Source organism: Mucilaginibacter sp. P1_A3 (assembly GCF_056406855.1).
This window is the reverse complement of sequence record NZ_JBFTZJ010000003.1, coordinates 151,385-174,524: the sequence shown is the minus strand read 5'-3', so window position 1 is coordinate 174,524 and position 23,140 is coordinate 151,385. Positions and strand designations below refer to the sequence as shown.

23 protein-coding genes are annotated in these 23,140 nt (G+C 43.4%); 4 read left to right on the top strand and 19 right to left on the bottom strand.

Annotated elements, in window-relative coordinates; genetic code table 11:
* Positions 1–104: 104 nt before the first annotated feature.
* Genes AC1D0K_RS07455 through AC1D0K_RS07445 form a run of 3 tightly spaced genes read left to right on the top strand, consistent with a single transcriptional unit; the run spans position 105 to position 4,403 of the window.
* A complete protein-coding gene (locus tag AC1D0K_RS07455) occupies positions 105–1,400 on the top strand; it encodes an ABC-three component system protein (protein ID WP_477390323.1) in 1,296 nt (431 codons plus the stop codon).
* Positions 1,397–2,128 carry an ABC-three component system middle component 1 gene (locus AC1D0K_RS07450; RefSeq protein WP_477390325.1) on the top strand — a complete coding sequence of 244 codons (732 nt, stop codon included), beginning with the start codon at positions 1,397–1,399 and terminating at the stop codon, positions 2,126–2,128. Before AC1D0K_RS07455 ends, AC1D0K_RS07450 begins: the two co-directional genes overlap by 4 nt.
* On the top strand, positions 2,088–4,403 hold the full coding sequence (locus AC1D0K_RS07445) for an ATP-binding protein (protein WP_477390327.1): 2,316 nt from the start codon (positions 2,088–2,090) through the stop codon (positions 4,401–4,403). Before AC1D0K_RS07450 ends, AC1D0K_RS07445 begins: the two co-directional genes overlap by 41 nt.
* A 169-nt stretch (positions 4,404–4,572) precedes the next feature.
* Here the strand turns inward: AC1D0K_RS07445 and AC1D0K_RS07440 are convergent, their stop codons facing one another.
* Positions 4,573–5,844 (bottom strand): phage integrase SAM-like domain-containing protein, encoded by a 1,272-nt coding sequence (locus tag AC1D0K_RS07440; RefSeq protein WP_477390329.1) that lies wholly within the window; start codon positions 5,842–5,844, stop codon positions 4,573–4,575.
* A 268-nt stretch (positions 5,845–6,112) separates the two neighbouring features.
* Here AC1D0K_RS07440 and AC1D0K_RS07435 point away from each other — a divergent pair, with 268 nt between their 5' ends.
* A complete protein-coding gene (locus AC1D0K_RS07435; protein WP_477390502.1) occupies positions 6,113–6,379 on the top strand; it encodes a GIY-YIG nuclease family protein in 267 nt (88 codons plus the stop codon).
* A gap of 234 nt (positions 6,380–6,613) precedes the next feature.
* Here AC1D0K_RS07435 and AC1D0K_RS07430 read toward each other — a convergent pair whose 3' ends face one another.
* From AC1D0K_RS07430 to AC1D0K_RS07345, 18 genes are all read right to left on the bottom strand, one after another.
* Entirely contained in the window at positions 6,614–7,513 is a 900-nt protein-coding gene (locus AC1D0K_RS07430) for a PDDEXK nuclease domain-containing protein (protein ID WP_477390331.1), read from the bottom strand.
* Positions 7,513–8,217: a Crp/Fnr family transcriptional regulator gene (locus AC1D0K_RS07425; protein ID WP_477390333.1), complete on the bottom strand. Its 705-nt coding sequence runs from the start codon at positions 8,215–8,217 to the stop codon at positions 7,513–7,515. The genes AC1D0K_RS07430 and AC1D0K_RS07425 overlap by 1 nt, the downstream gene beginning before the upstream one ends.
* A gap of 44 nt (positions 8,218–8,261) precedes the next feature.
* Positions 8,262–10,538 (bottom strand): TonB-dependent receptor, encoded by a 2,277-nt coding sequence (locus AC1D0K_RS07420; protein WP_477390335.1) that lies wholly within the window; start codon positions 10,536–10,538, stop codon positions 8,262–8,264.
* A 141-nt stretch (positions 10,539–10,679) separates the two neighbouring features.
* Positions 10,680–11,060 (bottom strand): hypothetical protein, encoded by a 381-nt coding sequence (locus tag AC1D0K_RS07415; protein ID WP_477390337.1) that lies wholly within the window; start codon positions 11,058–11,060, stop codon positions 10,680–10,682.
* Positions 11,061–11,062: 2 nt separating this feature from the next.
* Positions 11,063–11,482: a hypothetical protein gene (locus AC1D0K_RS07410; protein WP_477390339.1), complete on the bottom strand. Its 420-nt coding sequence runs from the start codon at positions 11,480–11,482 to the stop codon at positions 11,063–11,065.
* Positions 11,482–12,249: an ABC transporter permease subunit gene (locus AC1D0K_RS07405; RefSeq protein WP_295711562.1), complete on the bottom strand. Its 768-nt coding sequence runs from the start codon at positions 12,247–12,249 to the stop codon at positions 11,482–11,484. The genes AC1D0K_RS07410 and AC1D0K_RS07405 overlap by 1 nt, the downstream gene beginning before the upstream one ends.
* Positions 12,243–12,959, bottom strand: coding sequence for an ABC transporter ATP-binding protein (locus AC1D0K_RS07400; protein ID WP_477390341.1), 717 nt, complete (start codon positions 12,957–12,959; stop codon positions 12,243–12,245). Before AC1D0K_RS07400 ends, AC1D0K_RS07405 begins: the two co-directional genes overlap by 7 nt.
* Positions 12,947–14,185: a nitrous oxide reductase family maturation protein NosD gene (locus tag AC1D0K_RS07395; RefSeq protein WP_477390343.1), complete on the bottom strand. Its 1,239-nt coding sequence runs from the start codon at positions 14,183–14,185 to the stop codon at positions 12,947–12,949. Before AC1D0K_RS07395 ends, AC1D0K_RS07400 begins: the two co-directional genes overlap by 13 nt.
* Positions 14,182–14,622 carry a nitrous oxide reductase accessory protein NosL gene (locus tag AC1D0K_RS07390; RefSeq protein WP_477390345.1) on the bottom strand — a complete coding sequence of 147 codons (441 nt, stop codon included), beginning with the start codon at positions 14,620–14,622 and terminating at the stop codon, positions 14,182–14,184. Before AC1D0K_RS07390 ends, AC1D0K_RS07395 begins: the two co-directional genes overlap by 4 nt.
* On the bottom strand, positions 14,619–15,194 hold the full coding sequence (locus AC1D0K_RS07385; RefSeq protein WP_477390347.1) for a hypothetical protein: 576 nt from the start codon (positions 15,192–15,194) through the stop codon (positions 14,619–14,621). Before AC1D0K_RS07385 ends, AC1D0K_RS07390 begins: the two co-directional genes overlap by 4 nt.
* A gap of 59 nt (positions 15,195–15,253) precedes the next feature.
* Positions 15,254–17,236, bottom strand: a complete 1,983-nt coding sequence (gene nosZ, locus AC1D0K_RS07380) for a Sec-dependent nitrous-oxide reductase (RefSeq protein WP_477390349.1) — start codon at positions 17,234–17,236, stop codon at positions 15,254–15,256.
* A 20-nt stretch (positions 17,237–17,256) separates the two neighbouring features.
* On the bottom strand, positions 17,257–17,745 hold the full coding sequence (locus AC1D0K_RS07375; RefSeq protein ID WP_477390351.1) for a c-type cytochrome: 489 nt from the start codon (positions 17,743–17,745) through the stop codon (positions 17,257–17,259).
* 183 nt (positions 17,746–17,928) lie between these two features.
* Entirely contained in the window at positions 17,929–18,357 is a 429-nt protein-coding gene (locus AC1D0K_RS07370) for an RrF2 family transcriptional regulator (protein WP_477390353.1), read from the bottom strand.
* A gap of 43 nt (positions 18,358–18,400) precedes the next feature.
* The gene (ric, locus tag AC1D0K_RS07365) at positions 18,401–19,354 is read right to left on the bottom strand and encodes an iron-sulfur cluster repair di-iron protein (protein ID WP_477390355.1); all 954 of its coding nucleotides are present in this window, start codon (positions 19,352–19,354) and stop codon (positions 18,401–18,403) included.
* A 78-nt stretch (positions 19,355–19,432) separates the two neighbouring features.
* A complete protein-coding gene (locus AC1D0K_RS07360; protein WP_477390357.1) occupies positions 19,433–20,617 on the bottom strand; it encodes a hypothetical protein in 1,185 nt (394 codons plus the stop codon).
* Positions 20,617–20,949, bottom strand: coding sequence for a metal-sulfur cluster assembly factor (locus tag AC1D0K_RS07355; RefSeq protein WP_477390359.1), 333 nt, complete (start codon positions 20,947–20,949; stop codon positions 20,617–20,619). The genes AC1D0K_RS07360 and AC1D0K_RS07355 overlap by 1 nt, the downstream gene beginning before the upstream one ends.
* Entirely contained in the window at positions 20,936–22,222 is a 1,287-nt protein-coding gene (locus AC1D0K_RS07350) for a cytochrome C oxidase subunit I (RefSeq protein WP_477390361.1), read from the bottom strand. The genes AC1D0K_RS07355 and AC1D0K_RS07350 overlap by 14 nt, the downstream gene beginning before the upstream one ends.
* Complete coding sequence (locus AC1D0K_RS07345) at positions 22,219–23,040, bottom strand: DUF2249 domain-containing protein (RefSeq protein WP_477390363.1); 822 nt, start codon at positions 23,038–23,040, stop codon at positions 22,219–22,221. Before AC1D0K_RS07345 ends, AC1D0K_RS07350 begins: the two co-directional genes overlap by 4 nt.
* Positions 23,041–23,140 lie beyond the last annotated feature (100 nt).

Here is a 23,140-nt window from a genome sequence, read left to right as displayed (position 1 = left end):
AACTTGACTAAACTTTCGATAGCTATCAGTTATTGTCATGTATTTTGTCAGTGTAAAAAGATATCCTAACTTTAAGGCCAGTACCTAAATCACAACGCCTCGAAATGGCTGGCACTAAAATCAACATTAAACCGGACAAAATACATTCTGCAATCACTACCTGGAGCGGCTTCGTTTACCAAGGTAAGATCGCGTTATATCATAGCATCAAACTTTTAACCGACGATGTCGCCGCTGCGTCATACCTGCTTCAGCTAGACAGCCTTGAAGATTTCGCAATCATGGCGGCAGCTAATACTTGCTTGTCACTTCACCAGATCAAAGCGCTAAAAACTAAATACTATTCAGGATACGAAGGTGCCTTTAAAAAACTGTGCGCCAAAGGGAAACACCTTAAATGCAAAGACCTAAGCTTTCATGTGGCTGTTGAAATAACGGATAAGACGCCGGCAAATATCGCGCTGGTCCATCCGAACATGAAGCTCTATAAATATCATGACGGAGAGCATTATTGTCCCCTGAAGAATGTTGATGCCGCACTGGAGCACATCATTACCGAATTTTATAAAAAGCACGCAGCTACAGATGGTTGGAAACAGCAAGCAGCCTATGTGACCATCACTAAGAATGTTTTAGATGACGTCATTCAATGTAAAGTGCTTGATATTCACCAGAAGGTTCATGCGTCTGTCGCTTCGGATAATGCGCTGGCTTATTCAGAAACCGTATCTTTTTCTATAATCAAATCGATATTGGAGGAGGATCTTAACGACCGCACCGCCGGAGAAGTTTACATCCAGGCGTTAATGAAAGGTGACCTCAACCGTTATTACGAAGAATGGTATCTAAGTTGTGATGAACCGGTCAGTCAGGAAAACCAAGATAAAATGTCCGGTTTTATGATTTTTGTTAACCAGCTTTCCAACTCAAACTTCCTCCAGTTTTGCCGTCAGATCATGCCGCACCGACAAGTGGCATTAAATAATTTTAGTCAGTATAAAGACACCACATTTCAAAAAGAGGACCTGAAATTCGCATTCTTTAAAGCGTTATTCGAGTTAAAGACGATGTCACTGGCCCAAGTTGAAAATATTGGCTGGCGTCTTCCAACAGGCGGAACCTTTGCGCCAACCGCTATTAGTCGTTCAGCAGATGAAATTGAAGATGTATGTAAAATGATAGCCGAAAACATTCTTGAAACAGACTTCGACATGCCCTACGAAACTTCTACGTTGGTTACGGCCCACATGAATGTGGATTCACTACAAACAATTATTAATAATATTAATAATGTCAGCGAGGAAGATGAACTGCCGACTACGCCGGAGGAAGAAAAGATCATGCGGTGGAAAAAGATAGCGCTATGTTCAATTAGCGAAGCCAAAAAACATGTCATATGAAAGAATTCGTAACTCAACTCTTCTTACAAAGCGGTTTTACCCTGCATACCAATGCTGAAGAGGCACTTTTGTTTACTAACAATGAACAAGGTGATAAGCGAAGTTATTGGCTTTTGCTGGAGCGGGAACAGGCTACTTTATTGGAAGAGCAGATCAGCCTTTTTATTAAGTTTAAAGCACTTATCGGGGAGAAGGATTTTGATAAAAACTGTTCTTTACTATTACTGCTAAAACGGCCAGCACCGGGAACCGAACCGGAACATAAGCGGGAGGTACTCTTGATCGAGGACAATCCCTTCTACTTTAAAAAATATGTGCTGTGTTATACTTTAAAAGAGCTTGAGGAATTCACAGCTGCCAGAAACAACAGGCATGAGCTCAATTTTCTGGAAAAAGAGATGGTTAGCCGGGCGTGTTTTTCGGTTTACAAAAAAGGCCCACAAGCTGAAAACTGGCAATCCTTAGTATTCCGGCTGTCGCTAAAGATCCCTTTTATCAATGTTAAAACAGAGGTAAAGCCGGGACTGTCCGCGCTATTCGATGATAATGATCAAATACTCGCCACAAAACATTTAAACACTTTAGATACTGCTGTAAATAGTTTTGTATTCGGCAAATCGACCGAAGAAATTAGCAATACCGCGCCACTAGAGTTATTAACAGCATTAAACCTTAATCAACAGCACGATGGCGAACAAGCTCCTTCGGACCAGGATCCAGAACTTTAAAATATTCACCCATTTTGAGGTAGACTTTGAAGGCGCAGACCTCGTGCTTTTCGATGGACCCAACGGGTTCGGTAAGACCACATTTTACGATGCCATTGAATTGCTGATTACCGGAACGATCAAACGTTTCGAACGGTTGAGCCGCCTCCTGGTCGATAACCGGGTGCGCTATAATGAGAACCCCTACCTAAATTATGGGAGCACGGGCGATATTGATATCAGAGTTGCTGTTCAAACCGATAATGATTTCCTTTTCTTTTCCCGGAGGGCTATCAGCGCAAACTTGCCAAAAACGGCTGACTTTACAGCATTCAAGCTGTATAAATTAGATAGCTTTGACGATACATCCGGAGAGCTTTTGGTCGATGAGCAGACCTACTTGAAGGGGATTTTTGGAGAAAATTACCGTGAGAATTTTCCTTTCCTTAATTATGTTGAGCAGGAAGATCATACACATCTGTTAAAAGATACGGAATCAGAAAAAAGGCAACATATCTCGCATCTCTTTAATGTCCGGGATTTCGAGCAGACCATAACGCAGCACGAAGCGGTGAAAAAGCAGATCGGTGAATTGTGCAAACCGGATGTTAAAAGAGCATTAAAGGAACATGCCGCTAAAATCGAGGGATTAAAGAAAAGCTTAAAAACTGCTGACGTTATTCAATTTCAGCGAATTCTCGGAGAACAGGCGCCTGTATGGGATCAGGAGGATATCTTTTTTTCGGAAAGCCTGTACAGTAGCTGGCTGGCCGAAAGTGGTGAATTGACATTACTAAGGAAATTGATTGGCGGCCGCCAGGAATACTTAAATTATTTGGCAGATGATCGCTTAGACCGTATCATCGCTTCGCCCGGCTTGCCTGTTTTTCTGCAATACTATCATTTTATCGAAGAAATAGAGCATTTTAAAGGGCAGGAATTATTGCACAAGCAATTGACCGGCCTGATAGAAGCTTTTGAAGATCTGACAACTGATGGGATCGATGAAGAAAAGACCGATCTGTCACCAGAAACAATAGCGGCTTTAACTTCGCTGAATGAAGCAGCGGTCGTGAATTACGAGCGCACTTTAAAACTCCTGCGTGATCAGCGAAAACATTCTACGACCTTTGAGAAGTCCCTTACCGATCTCCAAACATCGCGCAATCGGTTGGTTGAAAAGTTCATCGATCATGAAGTCCACCTCGATCAAAAAGATACAACTTGTCCGCTTTGTGGTCAAGACTGGCAGGAATATGATGAATTATTGGATGCCATAAGGCGCCAAGCGGTCATTTTACAGGAGCTTGTCAATGCCAGTAGTTCTGCTTTGATTACCGCTTATGAGGCATTTAAAATCGAGACCATCCCTGCACTGAAGGAACAGATCGAGTATTATCTATCTCATAACCCTATAGACAGCGAATTTATCGCTGCACTAGTTGAATTGAAGGTAGAGAACCTCGCTCACCAATTCGCCGTTTTTGAAGAACTGGGTGTTGTCATTGACCCTTACCTGAACAAAAGTCCGGTGAAGGATACGCAATTGCAAACCGAAGAACTGATCGCCGCGCTTGAACAGCTTAAGAGGGGCTATGATGCAAAAACTGGTCGCCCGCTGTTAAATGATCTTTATCAAAAATACTTCCGGGATCACCAGGATATTTTCATGAGCATTTCTGTAGCTCAGGTGGAAAACAAGATCCGGTATGTAGAATGGCGTTATGGAATTTATCATAACGCGCTGATCCGCGAAGAAGAAACAGCTTATGCGAAGGACAAGGCGGTCTATGACGAAGCGGAAACCCTTTCAGGTAAGCTTAAGGAGATCATCGACGTTTACAAAAAATCGCTGAAGGAATATAACCAGGCACTGATTAGGGATATCGAGATCCTGTTCCATATCTACTCAGGCCGTATCGTTCAGGATTTTCAGGGAGGTTTAGGGCTATTCATCAAAGAAGAAAGAGGAATCAAATTCGTGACCGATCCGGAAAAAACCTATGATGCGGTATTTTCTATGAGTGCCGGCCAGCTTGCTGCCCTGATCATTTCTTTTACTCTTGCTTTAAATAAAAAGTATTCATTAAACGATATATTGTTTATTGACGACCCGGTGCAAACGATGGACGAACTGAACATTGCTAGCTTTATCGAAGTACTTCGTAATGATTTTGGGGACAGACAAATTTTTATATCTACACATGAGGATATGATGTCCACGTTCATTCGCTATAAGTTTAAAAAGCAAGGGCTTAAAACGAAACGCGTCAACATGAAGAACTTGCGTCATTGATAGTTTATACTCAAACATCCAGGGATGCCGGGTAATATAATTTCCAGTGTGAATCATAAGCCGGAGAAATAAGTTCGTAGTCTAAATAGAAATCATAGTTTTTTTCCCGGGACGAGGGTAGCTTGATCTCACCTGTAGAATAGTTCCTCACCCCTACCATCTCCACACCTTAAAAGTCCAGGACAGCATCTATCGCATCGTCCGCTTTCTTGAAAGAGAAGTTCGATTGATATAGCATGGTTGTCAATACGCTTTCGTGCCTGTACATTTTCTGTAATACCTTAGGATGAATTTCTTTTTCTTCGGCTCTCTGAGCAAACGAGTGCCTTGCCTTATGCTGAGAGGCATTTTTAGTGCTGCCTATCATGGTCATTATCTCTTTCATAATCGTGTTTAGCCGTTTATTTGTGAATGAGATACGTTTACGCACTTCATAACGCTCGTCCAATGATGAAAGGTTTTGCAGATAAGGAAATACCAGTTGATGCGGATTGCTTTTGGTTTTACTTAGATACCGATATTGATTGATAATCTTTGCCGCCCGCTCCGGCACTTTTACAGAGCCGTTTTCGCCATTCTTTGACATTTTGTAATACAAACGACCGTTTTGGAAATCCAGCCATTTAAGTAGCAAGCAGTCGGTAATACGCATTCCTGCAAAGTAAAATTCGGTCAACCATATATTGCGTGCATCGTTATAAATGGGCAGGTGACCCGATAGGTCTAGTTGCTCCAGCTTTCTGATCTCTGCCTCTTCCAGCCCGATTTTGGCCGCCCCGGTCAATTTAATGGAAATATTGCCTTTACCGCCAAAAGGATAATAATCCTTGCTGACAAGTTTTGCGGTTATGGCCCGGTTAAAGAGCGTCCTGATCAAGATCAGGTGATTGATAATCGTACGCTCACTAAGTGGTTTTGGGGGTTTGGTCTTATCATACTGAAACTTCTTGGACAGGCGCATGTGAATCAAAAACCGTTGTAAGAGATCTACAGATATTTCTTCAAAAGTGATTTTCTCATCTTTTATAAATTCATAAAATCTTTTTAAACGTGCTGTATCATTTTGAAAAATATCATAATTACCGAGTGAGCGCTGATCTTCTAAATATTGCTGGGCTATATCTTGGAAGTAGACCTTAATTTCTTCCACTGGCTTTAAACTAACCTTAACGGCTTTGGCTGATACATGCCCCTTTGTCTCCATCTCCAAAGCTTTATCGTTAGCTTTGGCCAATTCGTTTAACAGAAAATTGTTAAGTCTGACTGCGCTGGGATGTGATTTTTTGACTCGCTGCGCTTTCTCATCCCATTGTGAGAGGCTGTCAAGCTTTTGGCCAGTCATAATATACTCCTGTTTACGATTGATCGTAATGCAAATTGAGATAGGAAATTTGCCGTCCCTTGTCGGCCTTTTTCTAATATACACCCTTACGGTTGCCATAATAAACACTAATCAAACCCTACTTTATCGTCAGATAAAGCTAATAGTTTTGGTCATACAATGTTCATACAACAGCTGTATCAATATGGGATTATGTGTATTGATATAATTTCAAAAACCGCGTTTCCACCTTATTTAAGCGGTTTTCAAGATCGAACGAACCATATTTTAATCGATTCATAACCCTAAGGTCGGCAGTTCGATCCTGCTCCCCGCTACTACAGCAGAAAGCCCCTTGAAAAAGGGGCTTTTCTTGTATATTGCCATTATGTTCACAGTGTACGTTTTATATTCCCAAACCTTCAAACAAATTTATATTGGTTATACATCAAACCTGGAGAGCCGATTTCTTTCCCATAATGAATTAGCCACAAAGGGGCACACTATCAAATACCGCCCTTGGATAATAGCATATACCGAAGATTTTTCAACAAAGTCGGAAGCCACAACACGCGAAAAGCAACTTAAATCAGCAAACGGGAGACAATTTATTTGGAATGTTATTAACAAAAAAATTAATAGCTCAGATGGTTAGAGCGTAGGACTCATATTCGTTAGCCAACGAACGGCAGTTCGATCCTGCTCCCCGCTACACTTGACAGAAAGCCCCTTGAAAAAGGGGCTTTTCTTGTATATTGCCATTATTAACAATAAAATTTATTAAGGCCTAGAGTTCATATTCGTTAGTCAACGAACGGCAGTTCGATCCTGCTCCCCTCCGCTACTTTTCAAGTAAAAAGCCTTGAAGAACCAACATAATTACTTATTGTTACCCCCGCTTTTCGATTTCTTTTTTAACCTCTGCAATTAATTGCTGTTCGGTAGGTAAATACAGCTTATACTCACTTGCAAAAATAGTTTTGTTATCTTCCGGAAGAGATATCTTTACAACAGCATTGTTCTTTTCTGCACATAATAAAATACCGATGGTTGGATTTTCAAAGTCTTTCTTTTCGTACCGATCATAGTAGTTTACATACATCTGTAGTTGGCCAATATCCTGATGTGTAAATTTTATGGTTTTTATTTCTATAATTACAAAGCATTGTAAGAGGCGATTATAAAAGACAAGATCAATGAAAAACTCGTCGCCTTCTATATGCAGCCTCTTTTGCCTTGCCACAAACGCGAAACCATTACCCATTTCTAATAAAAAATCGTGCAAATGTGTAATAATGGCTTGCTCCAGGTCTTTTTCATAATAGGACGCCTCGCGGTGTAATCCTAAAAACTCAAGGTACATGGGATCTTTAATTATCTCTTTAGCATCGGACGGTTGCTTTTCATTTCGAGCCACAGCCAATACGCTATCTTTGTCATTGCTCATTAACAACCTTTCCCACAAACTGCTATGGATTTGACGTTCCAATTGGCGTACGGTCCAATTATTCTTAATGGTTTCAGCTATATAAAAATCGCGTTTATCTTGGCTATCAAGCCTGATGATAACTTTATATTGACTCCAACTCAATTGCGAATACACTGCGTTCGCAATTGGGAATGTGCGATAAAATTGACGAAATAGTTCTATCTGCCGTTTCGAGAATCCACAACCATATTCCGGCTCTAATTGATCAACAATAAATTTAGTGAGGTAATTGCCATAATCCGCCCGGTCTTTCCCTTGTTGTTCCTCCTCGAAAATGCGTTGCCCTATTTGCCAATACATTAATGTACGCTCATAGTCAACCAGCCTGTGAGTCCCGCCAGTTTTTGGCGGTCATTGATCCTGATCTGCTTACCAGTCACGATAACTATATTTTCTTTTATAAGGTCCATGATCACCCGGAACACTGTTTCGTAGGTCGAGGCGGCGAAGGCCGCGAGATCATGCCTCGAAAGGGTAAAGTTAATGTAGCCATTCACATCTTTTCCAAACTGTTCTTCTAATGATAGCAAGGCCTGCGCCACGCGCCCTTTGACAGGCATATGTGCCAGGTCACGCATTTTCCGTTCGGAAACATCCAGTTCTTCTGCAAAAAGCACCATGAGTTTATAACTTAGGTCGCTATTGGTTTTCAGCGAAGCTTCAAAAAACTTGATATCCACAAAACAAACTACCAGCGATTCTACAGCAGTAGCGGAAACGCCGTAAACCAGTTTGCTACCCAGTCCCCGGTGCCCTAGTATAGACCCATCGGCGGCAAACTTGATGATCAGTTCTTTGTCATCGCCCCATTTCTTATGAACTTTTGCCGCGCCGGAATAAACAAAATAAATGCCTGTTACCGGTTGCCCTTCGCTAAATATCACCTCGCCTTTTTTGAATTTCAGGTTTTGTTTATGGAGGTTGATGGTCTCGCGCCATTCTGGAACGGTATTACTACACAAAAAACATTTTTCGAGGTTACATCCTTTCTGGGGCTTGTTCATGGACTTTCGTTTAAATATTCAGTTGGTAATGATAGTATATATTGTCAAAAGAAAAAAGCCACCCTGACTTTCGCGTACAAGGGGGTACCTGGTGTAAAACTCATCTGATCAACCGGTGCAGCTTCTCCTCTCAAGCGGCTCACCTGTTCAACGGCATATTCGTTCCATTTTTTGTTCAGCAGATTTTCTACAGTTAAACCGAACTCGTAGCGTTTTTTGCTGTAGTTGATCTTCAGGTCAGTTACGAAGTAGCCGTCTGCGGTGAGTGTATTCGTGTTATTTCCGGGGCGGTCGTGCATATAGCGGTAGCTCAACCCGCCGTTGATCCCGTTATTTAATCTAAAATCCAGCCCCCCGGTGCTGGTCAACGTGGGCGCGAGCGCGAGGTAGCCGGTGCTTTTTGTACTGTCGGCGTATCTTGGACGGGCCATATTGACGTTCAGGTCGGCAAAAAGCCATTTGGTCAGCTGGTAGCGGGCAGAGAGATCAATGCCAGAACGTTTGGTTTTACCACCTGGCACAATGTCACCATCGTCGGTGTAAACAAATTCCTGAGACAGATACAGGTACCACACCGCTGCGTTGATGAATAAGCGCGGCATTGGCTTCCAGTTCAGCTCCACGTCCAACCCATATGCTGACGGGATAGTTTCCAGCCCGTTATTGGCGATGATAGCGATCGCGTTATTGGAATGAAACCCTTTACCCGCTTTCAGATAAAATTGAATTTGTTCATTGGCTGTATACTGGACATTCAGTTTTGGACTTACCTCGAAACTGTTTTTAGTGGAATCATGGTAATTGAATTTAAAGTAGTCCAGCCGTGCACCAGCGTTGAACTGCCATTTACCACTTTCCAATGTTTCATCCAGGTAGATGGCCGTGTTATTTTGTCGGATATCGCCCCGGGTGATGTTATCCAGGAATTGGTATTGTTTGGTTACGTGGTCATAAACGGTGCCATAGGTGCGGTCAAAGCGACCGGCCAATCCAATAATAGAAGTCAGGAGGTTATTCTCCCAGTATTTGCGTTTACTGAGTTTGCCGTTATAACCGAACATATCCCGAGTTTCCGCTTGCTGTCGCTCGTCGCCGTTAACACTGTCTTCCGCAAAAAAAGTGGAGTTCACATGCAATGAAAATGTGTAATGGGTGTAGTACAGCTGATTTTCCATGGACCAGTCGTTTTTTAAACCAGTGGTTAAGCGGGCAATGGCATTCACCCTTGTTGAGCGGCCTCCCTGGGCGCTGTCGATGGCGGCAAACCTGTCGATGGTTACAGGAGCGGCCTGGATTCTGATCGCGTTTCCCTGTTCGTCAAGCGCAACCGTATTAGCCGCAACTACCCGTTCAGGGATTTCCCCGGAAGCGATCCAACTGGTGCTGAAGGTAGAAGCGCTTAAGGTTAATTTATTGTTTGCTCCTATTTTTTGAGTGTACTTTCCGAACAGATTGGTGCGTTTATAATGTTCCGGCAGCTTAAAAGCGCCATCGGTATAATTATATTCCCCGGCTATATAGGCTGTTGTTCCGCTTTGAGCGGCTTGCTTCCCTAACAGATCGACCAGTGCCGCGATGCGGAAGGTATGGAACTGCCCGTCTTCCAGGCTGATCATGCTCCTGTCAATCGCGTCTTTGGTGGTATAACTTAAATAGCCTGCCGTTGCCAGATCGCCATAAGCGGAATAATAAGGACCCTTGCCAAAGTCAAAATTCTTTACCGTTTCAGGGATTAGAAAGTGCAGGTCGGCATAACCCTGCCCGTGAATGTGGGAAACCATATTGACCGGCATACCATCGACCGAAACATTCAGGTCGGTGCCATGATCTGCATCGAAGCCCCGTACAAAAATTTGTTCCGCTTTGCCGCCGCCCATATGCTGGGCGATGAACAAGCCGGGAACCAGACGCATCAGGTCCTGTGAAGAATTGACCGGGCGCAGCCGCAGATCTAAAGTACTCAGGGTATGAAAAGGACTGCACATCAGTGAAGGGGCAATCACCACCTCTTTCAGGTCAACCTGCCCGTTATCCATTACAATGCTCACCGGAATAGCTGAACTGTGCGCCGGAAAAACTTTTGTCGTGTAACCAATATAAGTAATTGTCAAAGTGGCCGTGTCAGATGGAAGCGAAAGCTGAAAGTCCCCTGTTTTACTGGTGCAGCACAATTTGCCATTGGCGCGAATACAGGCGCATTCCAGTGGCTGTTTGATGGTATTATCGGCGATATGGCCTTTATAAATGTATTGTGCGTTTGCCCATTGCACCGCTAAAACGGTGACTATCATAAGCAACGCCATTTTTTTTAGCGTATTCATTGGAATATATATTGAGTAAAACCGCTCGCGGTTTGCTGATCGTTGAAAATTATTCTTTAGGCCGGAAGAAACGATCCGTGCATAAATTATCCATTGGAGGTGCCAAAAGGCTCCTCCTTGATGGTTACACTTAATTAAAGATCAACTCAATTGGGGCGGGCGGAATATGGAGTGAAAAGCACCTCGAAGTTTACCGTAATTTCCTACGGACGGGAACGGGCTTTCGATACCCACGCGCCATAAGGTGCTGTTGTGAAAGAAATTATTGACAAAATAACCATCCTGGAACAGGTTTTTTTGCGCCTGGCTTTCGGCATTGTTTTGTTTGTCCTCCGCTTGCTTTATCTTTTTCATCAGGTAACATTTACCGTTGCAATGCAGTAAAGGTTTATCTCGATTTTCGCACAGTTTGGCGGTAATATAGCTTTGGTTCAATTTGAACCCGGCATAAACGAACAGCCGGGAGTAGTTAACGGTGAGCACCGAGAAAATTAAAAGCCATGCCGTTAACTGCTTTAACATTGTTATATCTTAAAATATTGATTGAATATATTTAAGCGTTTTTTTACTTCATTGATGTGGATTTTGGCCGATGCTGCGTTAGTTGCCTGGTTAAGCTGGGCAACTTGTTCCATCAAAGGTTCCAGCCATTTGTGCAGGGCCAGGTGATCAGGGCCTTTCATCCGGCATTCTTTGATCATTTGATCGATACCCGCCTTTAACGTGGTGCCTGCCTGGTGATAATCAGCTAACGTATTGCCGTTGACTTTTTTTGCGATCTGCCGGAGACGGGCAACATTATTACCGGTAGCTTGGTCGATCTTCCATTTGGTGCCATTATTCAGCACCAATTCCTCGGAAGTTTTTTCATGCTGATAGCGAATCGTTGCATGAAGTGCAGAAAAAGCGAGTGCAAACACAATAACAGTGATTGATTTTTTCATTATAGGTCTTTCTTTTTGAATATTTTAAGTGCAAAAAATAATGGCACAATGATCCAGATCATTTGCATCAACAGGGAAAATACGATCCCGATACCACTTCCAAAAAACTGCTGGTAAAGCGCGCCCGTATAGCCCATTAACGCGGAAATATCCAGTTGCAGCAGGATCAGGATACGGGCAAGATCTATTGGGTTTAATGCCGTTAAAACGATCATCGCTTTTTCCAGGGGATAATCGGCAAAAAGCGTAAGGAATAATAAAACAAGCCCATCAAATATGATCGAGAAATAGAACCAAAGCATTAGGGCAAGTCCAATACCCTTGGCTTTATCGCGGGTGATGGTCGATGTCAGGAAAGCCAGCGAAATAAAGCTGAGTGTCAGCAGGCAGCCGGAGATCATCAGTGTAATGCCGGTGGCAGAAAAAGCGAACAGGCAAACGGGAATACATACGCCAATAAAAAAGGCAAGCAAGATCGAACTGCTGATCCCGATGAATTTCCCCAGTAAAATATTTCGCCTGCTGATGGGCTGCGATACCAGCATTTCGGTGAATTCGGCCGCATTGAAGTAATAAGTGGTCGCATAAACGATGCTCACCAGCGGAACGATGATCAGGATAACCGTCGTAATGCTTACCAGACCTTTGGTTACGTCGGCATCTGACAAGAAAATGGTCAGGCTGATCGCCAGCAATAAAAGTGTATACGCTAGCAATACCTTGCTGCGTACAATATCAAGGATGATATATTTAGCGATCTTTAGCATGATGGTGAACTCAATATTTGTGTTAAGGCCTTACTTAGTTTCTGCTCGCCGGTCTCCAGTTTCAAGTCCGTTAAAGTTTTATAAAATTTGATCTGGCCTTCAAAAAGGTAGAGGATATGATCAGATATCTCATCGGCTTCGCTCAAAATATGGGAGGTTACCATGATCAGTTTACCTTTAGATTTTTCTTCCAGTATTTTTTCTTTCAGCGCTTCGGCGGCGAGCGGGTCAAGGCCGGCAGATGGTTCATCGAGGATCAGCACATCAGGGTTAAACATAAATGCCAGCGCAGCGCTTACTTTTTGTAACGTGCCACCGGATAAAGTGCGCATGGTTTTTTGATACATGCTTTCCAGTTGGTAAGCTTTGAGCAGTTCTGTGTCCACCGCGTCCTGTTGCCGGATATCCATAACCATTTTAAAAAGCTGACCGATCTTCATGTTATCGGGGTAATGCCCTATTTGGGGCATATAACCGATGTTTCTTTTATAATCAAAGGTGTTCAGAATAGACCTGCCTTGAAACAAGATCTCTCCGCCATCCGGTATAACCATCCCTAGGATGGATTTGATCAGCGTAGTTTTCCCCGAGGCATTCGGCCCCAGGATGGATACCACCCCGCCGCTGGTAAAATCGCAGCTCACATTTTTGAGTACTTCCAGCCGTCCAAATGATTTTTTAAGTCCCTTGACCACTATTATCTTTTCCATGGTTTCATTCTTGGTTTTTCGTCTTTAACAGATTCGGGCGTAATGGAAGGAATGGCGCGTTCTACCTTGTCGATCAGGTTAACGATGAAACTTCGCATCAGCATGACGCTTTGCGGGTTCTGTTCGATGATCTGCGCGTACAGGCTTATCGGGCGGTACGGGATATCACCGGTACCATCCTTGTTCAGGTCATAGCCTTCGTATTTGTCCCAATAGTTGTCGTTGAAATAGATCTCTTTTAAAGTACCGTTGGTGGTAACGTCAAAAGAATTTCCTTTATAGTTGTTTTGGGTAAAATGGTCCTTGTTACAGCTGGCCAGTACCCGCATGGCCCAGCCATTGGAAATAAAATCGTTATGGGTTATCATGATGCGGTCGGAGTTTTCCATATAGATACCGGTGGTGTTCCGGATAAAATGATTGCCTTCGATCCGCGCGTCGGTGATCTCTTTGAGCAATACGCCATAGATAGAGCTACCCCAGTTTTCAATGAACGTGTTATCCAGCATGGCAATGCGCCGGGTGTACATGACGGAAACACCTGATCCATTGTTTTTAAAGGTATTTTGCCGATAGGTGTCATCGTCAGAGAACATGAAATGCAGCCCGTAACGGATATTCTTTTCACTGAAATTATTCTCGATCAGACATTTTTTAGCGAACTCGAAATAGATACCATCCCGGTGACGGGTCACGTAATTTCCGTTGAGCAGTACTTCCTTACATTTCCATAAATGGATGCCATTCCCGGAGTTCTCAATGTTGTTGGAGCCGGTAACATGATTATGCAGTACCTGGATGTGTTTACAGTTGGATAAATAAATTCCGAAAAAATTATTGACGAGCGTGTTGTTGCTAATGGTCACAAATTCCACATTACTTAAGCGGATGCCTGCAAAATCACGCATGGAGCCCGTTTTTGAATTTTGGATGATAAAACCGTCCAGTTTAACATGACTGGAAGTGATCGTCAGCACTTCTTCCTGGTAACGGGCATCCAGGATCGGTTGGTTCTGCCCTAAAATGGTCAGTTCTTTATCTACTATCGTATTCAGTGAAATATAGGTCCCTTTTTCAACGCGTATGGTATCGCCATTTTTGGCGAGGTTTACAGCCTGTTTGAGCGTTGCCACCTTTGTTCCGGGCGCCACGATGATCGTGTGTGCCCATAACGGAAGCGGCATCGCCAACAACAAACCTATTTTAACGATCAGCGATCTCATCATTTGTCTTTACTTAATAGCAGTGACCAGTCATACACCTGTGCCGACCTGTCTTTTTTTGCGGCTTCTGCCGCTGGCCGGGAAAGAAAAGCCGCCAAATTCCCACCCATAGGTGAGGACAGCGAACTATCCCGGAGGAAAAAGGATTTCCGGGCATCGGTAAATTGTCCGGGTTTGCTAAAATCATTGACTAAAAAAACACTCTTCGAGTCGTCGGCAATGGCAGGATTTTCGCTTATAAAATTACCCATGCATTCAACTGCATCAAACTTGAATACTTTGCCTTTCGCGGTGATAAGCTCAGCAGCGAAACGCTTATCCATGATCGTCATTTTACAATGCGCACAGGCATCTTTACCATATCGGATGGGATCGGGCGCGTTGCTGCAAGCCGTCAAAAAATAACACAGCACCATTGTAATAATGTTTAACCTTTTCATTTGATCTTGTTTGGAGAAATTTTCGGTTTATAAAAAAGTGCAGTTGCAGCTAATAACCCGCCTAATCCTACCAGGATCCCACCGGTATCAGGTAACGAACCAGCAGTAAAATTGAGCAGTTGCTTATAGCCAAAAAGCGGCGGCTGGTAATTCATCCCTTCTACTTTGATAGCGGCATGTGGATTGAGTTTGTGTCCGTAGCTATATTCCCACATGTAAAAGTCACTAAAGCCAACGCAGGCGAACAGGCACAAACCAATAAACCAGGTCCATAAAAGCTTGCGGCTTTTGGCGATAGCGGCTGCGAGACCGATGAGCGTCAATACCCCAAATACATAGGGGAGTATCTTAAATTCTTTAAAATCGGCTACAGAAATAAATTTCATTCCGATATAATGGTTCAGACCGTTGATCTGATCGATACTACCCGATAGTCCGTTCAGCCAGATCTTCATTTCCAGGCCTTCGGGGTATTGGGGAGCGTCCAGTAAAATATGCCATAACGGAAAAAAATAAGCGCTCAGCATCAGCAGGCCGCTGATTAAGATCAACACTCTTGTATGGGTTTTCATGGTCGGGGAATTATCCAAAGCGTATAGTGTTTTCAAACACTATACGCTTTGATTTATAATTATTGAGTTACCGGGTTTTCGCCGATAGAGAATTTAATGGGTACATTGGAGCCTGCTGGTGACACCCTAAAGTAGCCCTGCATTTCCTGGTGAAGCGCTGAACAAAAGTCAGTGCAATAAAAGGGAACAATACCCGCTAATCCTGGAGTCCATTTTAGGGTACAGGTTTCACCCGGCATGACCAATAATTCTGCGTTATTTGCACCTTTGATCGCGAAGCCGTGCGGTACGTCCCAATCCTGTTCCAGGTTAGTTACATGGACATAAACTTCGTCCCCGATCTTAATGCCATCAATGTTATCAGGTGCAAGGTGTGAACGGATAGCCGTCATGTAAACATCCACCCGGTTGCCGTTTCGTACTACTTTAGTGTCTTTTTCAGACTTGGTTACATAGGCGTTTTTATTTTCTTCCAGTTTGAAGAATTTGATTTGGTTTTTCAGCACCTTTTCTGCCGGGATCATTTGCGCGTAATGCGGCTCACCGATGGTTGGGAAATCCAGCAAAAGCTTCATTTTATTACCGGTAATATCAATTAGCTGGCAAGCCTGGGCAAGTTCCGGACCTGTTGGCAGGTACCTGTCCTTGGTGATCTTGTTCAGGGAAAGCAGGTATTTGCCAAATGGTTTTTTAGAGTCGCCGCCGACAATGGATAAGTGGCCGGGTGAATAATAAGAAGGTATCCGGTCTATAATTTCCAGGTTGTCCACTTTCCATTTAACCACCTCTGAAGAAACGAACATGGTCGTATAGGCATAGCCTTTATCATCAAACTCGGTATGCAGGGGGCCCAAACCCGGCTTTTTAACTTCACCGCGAAGGACGGCTTCGTATTTCAATACCGGGATATTACCGGCTACCATACCGTCATATTGTTTTTTTTCGATAGCGTCCAGCATTTTTTGATAAGAGAAAACCGGGATAACGGCCGCCAGTTTGCCACTTGCGACAATACTTAAACCGTCAGGGCTTACATCAACACCATGCGGAGATTTCGGGCAGGGCATGTAATAAACAAGGCCTGGAAATTTAGTGACATCAATGGTCTGTGTCTCTGTTTCAATGACAGAGGTAGCCGTGTGGTTTTTTTCATTATATATATTGTGCGCATATTTTGCAGGCGTTTTAGTTCCCTTACCGGCGGCGATCAATTCCTCTGCTTTTTTCCAGTTCACGGCCATTATAAAGTCCTTATCACGCTGGCTGGCATTCACCTCTAATAGGGTATGCGCCTGTTCGGTATTATAGCAGGTAAAAAAGATCCAGTCATGTGACAGGCCTTTACCGGCATGTGCGAGATCATAATTAAAGGCGGGAACTATCAGCTGAAAAGCCAGGTTCATTGCTCCATCGTCTTTATTTACTTTAACAAATGATACAGCACCTTTGAAGGTCTGTTTAAAGCTGCTGATCGGATTGTCGATTTTATTGTTATCAAGCGGCTCACTGAAACGGGTATTTCCAACCACGTATTCGGTATTCTCCGTACAAAACGGGGACGCGTGATTTCCGCCGATGTTCGGCAATTCTAAAATTTCTGCTGTTTTAAAGGTTGCCAGGTTAATACGAGCGATACGCGGCGTATTATTTCCATTAATAAATAACCAGCGACCGTCATCTTCGCCATTGGTTTTTGAAAGCTCCGGGTGGTGCGAATCATCCCAGGGCACAAAGCCGTGTGAAGTATTCAGCATCGGTTTGGTTTCTTCCGAATAACCGTAGCCGTTCTCAGGATTTTGAGAAAATACAGGGATCACTTTTAACAAGCGTCCGGAAGGAATACCGTAGGCAGCTACCTGACCGCTAAACCCGCCGGATAGAAAAGCATATACTTCATCATATTTACCTGGTGCCACATATACTTTTTGCGCGGCATCGGCATCGACTGATGAGCCGGCTTTTCCGGGTTTACAGCCATAAATGGTACTGCCCGCTAACAAAACCAGGGCCGCTACCAATAATTTATAAGGTGAAAATTTCATAATCCGTAAAAGTTTAAATGTTATTTGCTGTCGTTTTTTCTAAAGTATTCCAATACCTGGCGGGTTTCTTCATCCGTTACATTCTGGAAGGTCATTTGGGTCAGGTGTTTTGCCAATAATGCCTGGCCAACCGGATCTTTTGCTTCCATTTCAACTGGGTTGGTGATCTGGTTCATGATCCATTCCGGGGTGCGTCTTTTGGTAACATCCTTCAAGCCCGGGCCAACCACTTTCTGGTCGGTCAATTTATGACAGGCAGCGCATTTCGCGTTAAACACGACAAGCCCTTTATCCGCCATTGCGGGGTCAATGGCAGTCAGTTTCACATCCGTGAATTTGCCGACACCCTTGCTGTCGCTTTTTGCAGCCGGGTCAATATCCGCGCTTGCTGCTGGCGTAGCGGCCGATGTATTGTCTGCCTCCGTGGCTCCGTTTGACGGACCGCAGGCATATAAAAAGGTCAAACCTGACACTAGCGTAGCAATAAGTAAGGTTTTTAAATTTTTCATTTTTCTTGTGTTTTAATTTTTGATAAAACTATCAGTAAACAAGCAGGGTGGACGTGATGTCCGACAGCTTATAATATGATTTAAATCATATTATAAGCTGTGTTTTATTTGTTTATGCTTATTTTATCTACTTTAAATCATATTAATAAAAGATATAAATGTCTTTTATTAAATCAAATTTTTTTACTTCAAAAAGTATTTATGCTGATGGAACTCTTCCACCAGTTCGGTAACCGGCTTCTTGCTGAACTCGGCCATTAACATATCCCGGATCGGTTTGACCTGTTCATGCATCGGGCATGGCTGTGCTTGCGAACACTTCTCTAAACCCAGCACACAAGAGGTGAAAAGGCCGTTGCCATCAATGGCCCGTACAATGTCGATCAGGAAAAGGTCCTGCCCGTTTTCAACATAAAAACCACCGGTCGGCCCTTTCGCGGACGAAAGGATCTTCTTATGGACCAGGGTTTGCAATATCTTGCCTGTAAAATGCATGGGCGAACCAATTGCTCCAGCAACTTCAATGATCCCCGTCTTTTCATTCTTCCTGCTTTTAAGGGCGACATAAACCGTCGCCCTGATGGCGTATTCACATGATTTGGATAGTATCATTCTTTGTGCTCTTGATTTTACAACCCTTATATATAATTATCCGTTAAGATAATTCCTTTTCGAGCTGAATGGCTTTAGGAAACAGGATATTGCTTTCCAGGTGCACGTGACGGTGCAGGTCGTTTTCATATTCTTCCAGTTTCTTGAATAGTATAGTATAAGAACTGCAGGCGTCTATCGGCAATTGATAGTTCGAAGTGATGGTCCTTATAGTTTCAAAGTCGCCGCCTACCTGCTCATGTTCGGAATCCATCACCTGTATCGGTATGGAGATCTTTCCGAAGTTTGCTGAAGGCAGTAATCCACCTGTATGATAAACCTGTGCCAGTTCCTTAATAAAAGGAAATAGTATTTTTTCCTCTTTGACCATGTGCAGGATCAGGTCATTGCCGATCCGTTCGAATAACTGGGCTACCTGGATAAGTTCAGGATGTCTTTCGCCATGGACGCGGGCTACTTTTTGCGCAATCTCCAGGATGAAAGCTGTATTCTCGCGTACATAACGGTGGTGAGTATTGATAATATAATCACTCAGGAAGCCCAGGTCCCAGTTTTGAAAATCGTTTTCGCTGGTCGTGGTGGCTTCCCCTTTAACGGCTTCGAGCTGACGCACCACTTCTTCGGGACTGATCCCTTTTTTCTCACAAACTTCAGCTATGGTTTTTTTACCACCACAGCAAAAGTCTATACCTAAGTTTTTAAAGACTTGCGCTTTACGGTAATCTTTTGCCACGATCTCACCAATGGTCTCGGTGTCTTCTGCTTCGGTCTTTTTGGCGATTTTCACCTGCCATACTTCCGGCCCGCTTTCCAGATAATCCCAAAAGAATACCTGACCTCTTTCAGCCAGGAGCTGATAATACAAAGGTTTAGGATCATGGTCATTGTAAATAATAAAAGCTTCGCCTGCTGACAGCGAATCGAACTTGTCAAAAATCTTTGGATGTTTAAACCGTGGTTCGATCACGGTCACGTCCAAAATGTCTAATACTTCCATTTTCTAAATTGATAAATAATAAAAGACAAATATATCTTTTATTATTTATCAAAAAGTGATTGTCGTCACGTCTGGTCTTTATACGTTGCTTTTTGTCTTAAACAACAATAAAATACCGACGGGAAGAAAGGAAAGGCAAAGTAAAAATAACAGGGACTGGAAAGATGGGATTGTGATGAAAAATAACGCTAACAAGGGTTGCATAAAGAGCAGGCAGAGGTATGTTGCCACGAGCAAGATATAAAGGGTGTTTACTATGGAAACTGATTTACAGCGGACAATCAGGCCTTTCCTTAAAAACTGACCGATCAACAGGGGCATGATTATTCCCAGGGTAAGCAAATGGATGTAACCAATAATCAGGTTGCGGTTGAGGAAGGTCCAGTCACCAACCGCAGGAACACATACCAGGAGTTGAAAAACGCATTTGAAAGTGAGGCCTATGAAAGCCGCCCGTTCTATAAACAACAAATTGCGCCATTGACTCCTAAAATTAAAACACAGTACAAGCCAACTAACGAGGTTTAAGCCAGCACTGATACAGGCTAAAATCCAGACAATATTACCTTGCTTGCTCCATAAGGTGAAAATAAAAAAGAGAGGTACCGTAGAAAAGACAAAAAGATACAGCCATAGCCTTGATCGCCTTCCTAATGGCTTAATTGGCAAGGCAGCAGCCAGTAGTCCCAAAACTGCGGATAACATAAACCCGTTCATTTGGAAATGCAGGTAGAAGTAGATCGCGTCCAGGTAGTACGGTGTGTTTTTAAGCCCCAATGCAGCCAGCGGGCCTAACGTGAATGGCCCCAACGCGGAAAGACATAATAAGTTCAGGCCACCCCGGAGGAGGATATAAGCCGTTTCGCCCACACGGGTTTTTAATAAATTTCCATGAAATACGAGGTACGTAAAACGAAAAGTTACACCTACAAAAAGTGTTGAAAAACTAATGGAAACAAGTTTATAGCCTTGCCAGGAAAAACTGGCCAGCATACCATAAGCGCTGACGAGCGCTAGTAAAAGGACAATTGTGAAACCGGAACCGATTTTGCCGTCACCACATAATAATGCGATCAGCAAGGCAATTGAAAAAAACATCCAGCCTGAGAAAGCGAAATGCGAGTGTGCGTGCAGGATGAACTGGTAATCAAGTCCGGTAATGTGGTAAAGCTGTATATAACGCAGCATTACGCCGAAGATGCTCAGGACAATAAAATTAACGGTCGCCCAGCGGGGGTAATTAAGAGTGAAAAAGCGTTTCATTACATGCCTAACAACCGTTTACCTTCATCAGATATATTATTATATGACCAAACTGGTTCCCAAACAAGGTCGATGTTAGTCGTATAACCTTCATAATGGCCCTCGATACAGTTTTTAACCGCGGATACAATGCTTTCACCCATTGGGCAATACGAAGAGGACAAGGTCATCTGAACCTGAACCTGTTTTTTAGGGCTGTCTATTTCTATGCCGTAAACCAGCCCAAGGTCGATAATGTTGATGTGCAGTTCCGGATCCATCACCAGGCGGAGCGTTTCTATGATTTGTTCTTTTAAAAAGGAATTGGGGTCGGTAATATCAAAGCTTGCCATAAGTTTTCGTTTTATGAAAAAGTACAATAAAGATGTTGGATAGGTAAAGCATCGCGGTAATTATTAGCGCGACTATCCCGACGTAGATCAGCGGCATAAACAATAAATAACAGCCAGGCATAAAGGTCACACAAAAGATCAGGTAGGAAACCGTTTGTACCTTTAGCAGGTTATTTGAAAAAAGGTCTGCGGGCATCGGGGTTTTGAATTTTCCTGTTAGATGCTCGTAGTGTTTTACCCAAACAATGAAGGGCAGAGTCTTGAAAGTTTGCCCCAGTATTAACGCGGTGATCCAGCCCATCAACATGAATTCACCATAAATCATGGAAAACCGGATCGTCACCGGGTTGTTTCTGAGGTGGAAGTAGATGATGAATGGAACGGTTAGCGTTGCTATCTTTAACAGAATAAATGACAGGAAACTGTTCATCATCGGCAGGTCGATATGTTTTCTTAACCGCGACCGCAGGCATTTTAAAATGAAGATAAAATAGCAGGTTAATCCGGCGACTCCTATCGCGAATATCAGATAGGTACGTAGGCTGAGCCCGAATAGATAGGAATCTACCAGGAAGTACAGCAGCGCGCCGACGATCAGGTAATAACTGTAGGTAAGCAATTTGGTGTTTTGATACGAAGATACCAGGAACATGGGTACCAGTTTGGAACTCACACCGATCAGCATCAGCAGGAACCATCCGATCAACCCCATATGCGCGTGCAATTTCAGAAAATGCAGATGATCCTGCGGAAATATGGACAGCGTAAAATTAAAGACCAAAGCCGCGCCTAATGCAATGGTCAGGCAAAGACAGATACAGGCGCTGAAGATAAAATCCTCCTGGATGGTCTGCTGCTTTTTCTTTTTAGCAGTCAGATATACATTGACCGTAAACAGGACAACCGCCAAAAGCAATAAAATAGCCCCGCATTGCATGTGGATACCTGGCACAAATACCCAAAATGAATAGACAAGTGCAATTAACCCTGGCATAAAAAGCGCAAAGCTTATCCACGCGAGCCTTTCGCTGTACAGTTCCGTTTCCAGTACAACAGGGATCAACTGATAAGATGCCCCGAGGATGATCATTGTTCCCCAGCCGAGCGCGGCCATATGGGTGATAGCAAGGATCTGCGGATGGAAATAGTGCCCGGTAAAAGCTTTCACGGAGCACAGCATCATCACAGAAAGCGCCGAAAAACAAAACGCGGCAGCCACATAATGGGTTACCACGATCTTATAAAGGCCAGGGTTCTGCTTTATCCCACTCATTTTTTATAGATCAGCATCTTGATATCAGCCGGGCCAATCGTTTTAAAGATATAGGTCAATTCCTGTTTCTCCAGCTCAGGGAGCAGGTATACCGGCATCTTTTTGTGATGTACAAATAAGGCGTTGCCCGCCACAAGGTTCGGCGTTTGCTCCAGGATGGCCAGCATGGGTTTTGGCATCTCCAACTGGCGAACATCAAGAAAAATAATTCGGTGTTCGTCGAATCTTTTCAGCAGCTGGTCGAATTGGTCATTATCAGCTGTCGGGACTGTTAAAGGAATGGTTGCCGTTTCTTCCGTGGTCGGTACTGCTTTGCTAAGATAAGTTACGACCACGTTTGGCTCCGGGTGTTCCATACGGAAAGAAAACCCTTTGTCCGCCAGCAAATGGATCAATGGCAGCGGCTCGAAGGTATTGATAAGTTTTAATCCCTGACCTTCTTCAAGTTTCTTAATACAGGCTAATATTTCTTTTAGAGGATCTTTATCCCGGGCCAGTATAGGGCGCACATCAAGTTCGAGATAATCCAACGGCTCCTGGAAAGAAGCACTCGGCACGGATATATTATTTTCAACGCAAGTATCAGTGGTTACTTTGAATCCGATCTGCTTCATGCTCCACATAAAATCAGCGATCTCGGTTTTTGATATTTTGCAGGCATCGGCAATACTAACCCTTTTGATCAATAAATTCCGTAGTAATGGATTTTTAAGTCTTGAAAATTTTTTATTCAAGCCGACCAGCGTCTTGATCACTAGGTCTCGGTCGACTTCGAGCAGTTGACTGATCTTTGTTTGCGGATTTATTGCGAGTTCCATAACGCAAAAATGAACACACTTTGATCTATATTATATGATTTAAATCATATAATTGTGTGACAATAGCGATGCATATAGTAGATTTATATATCTAGTTGGA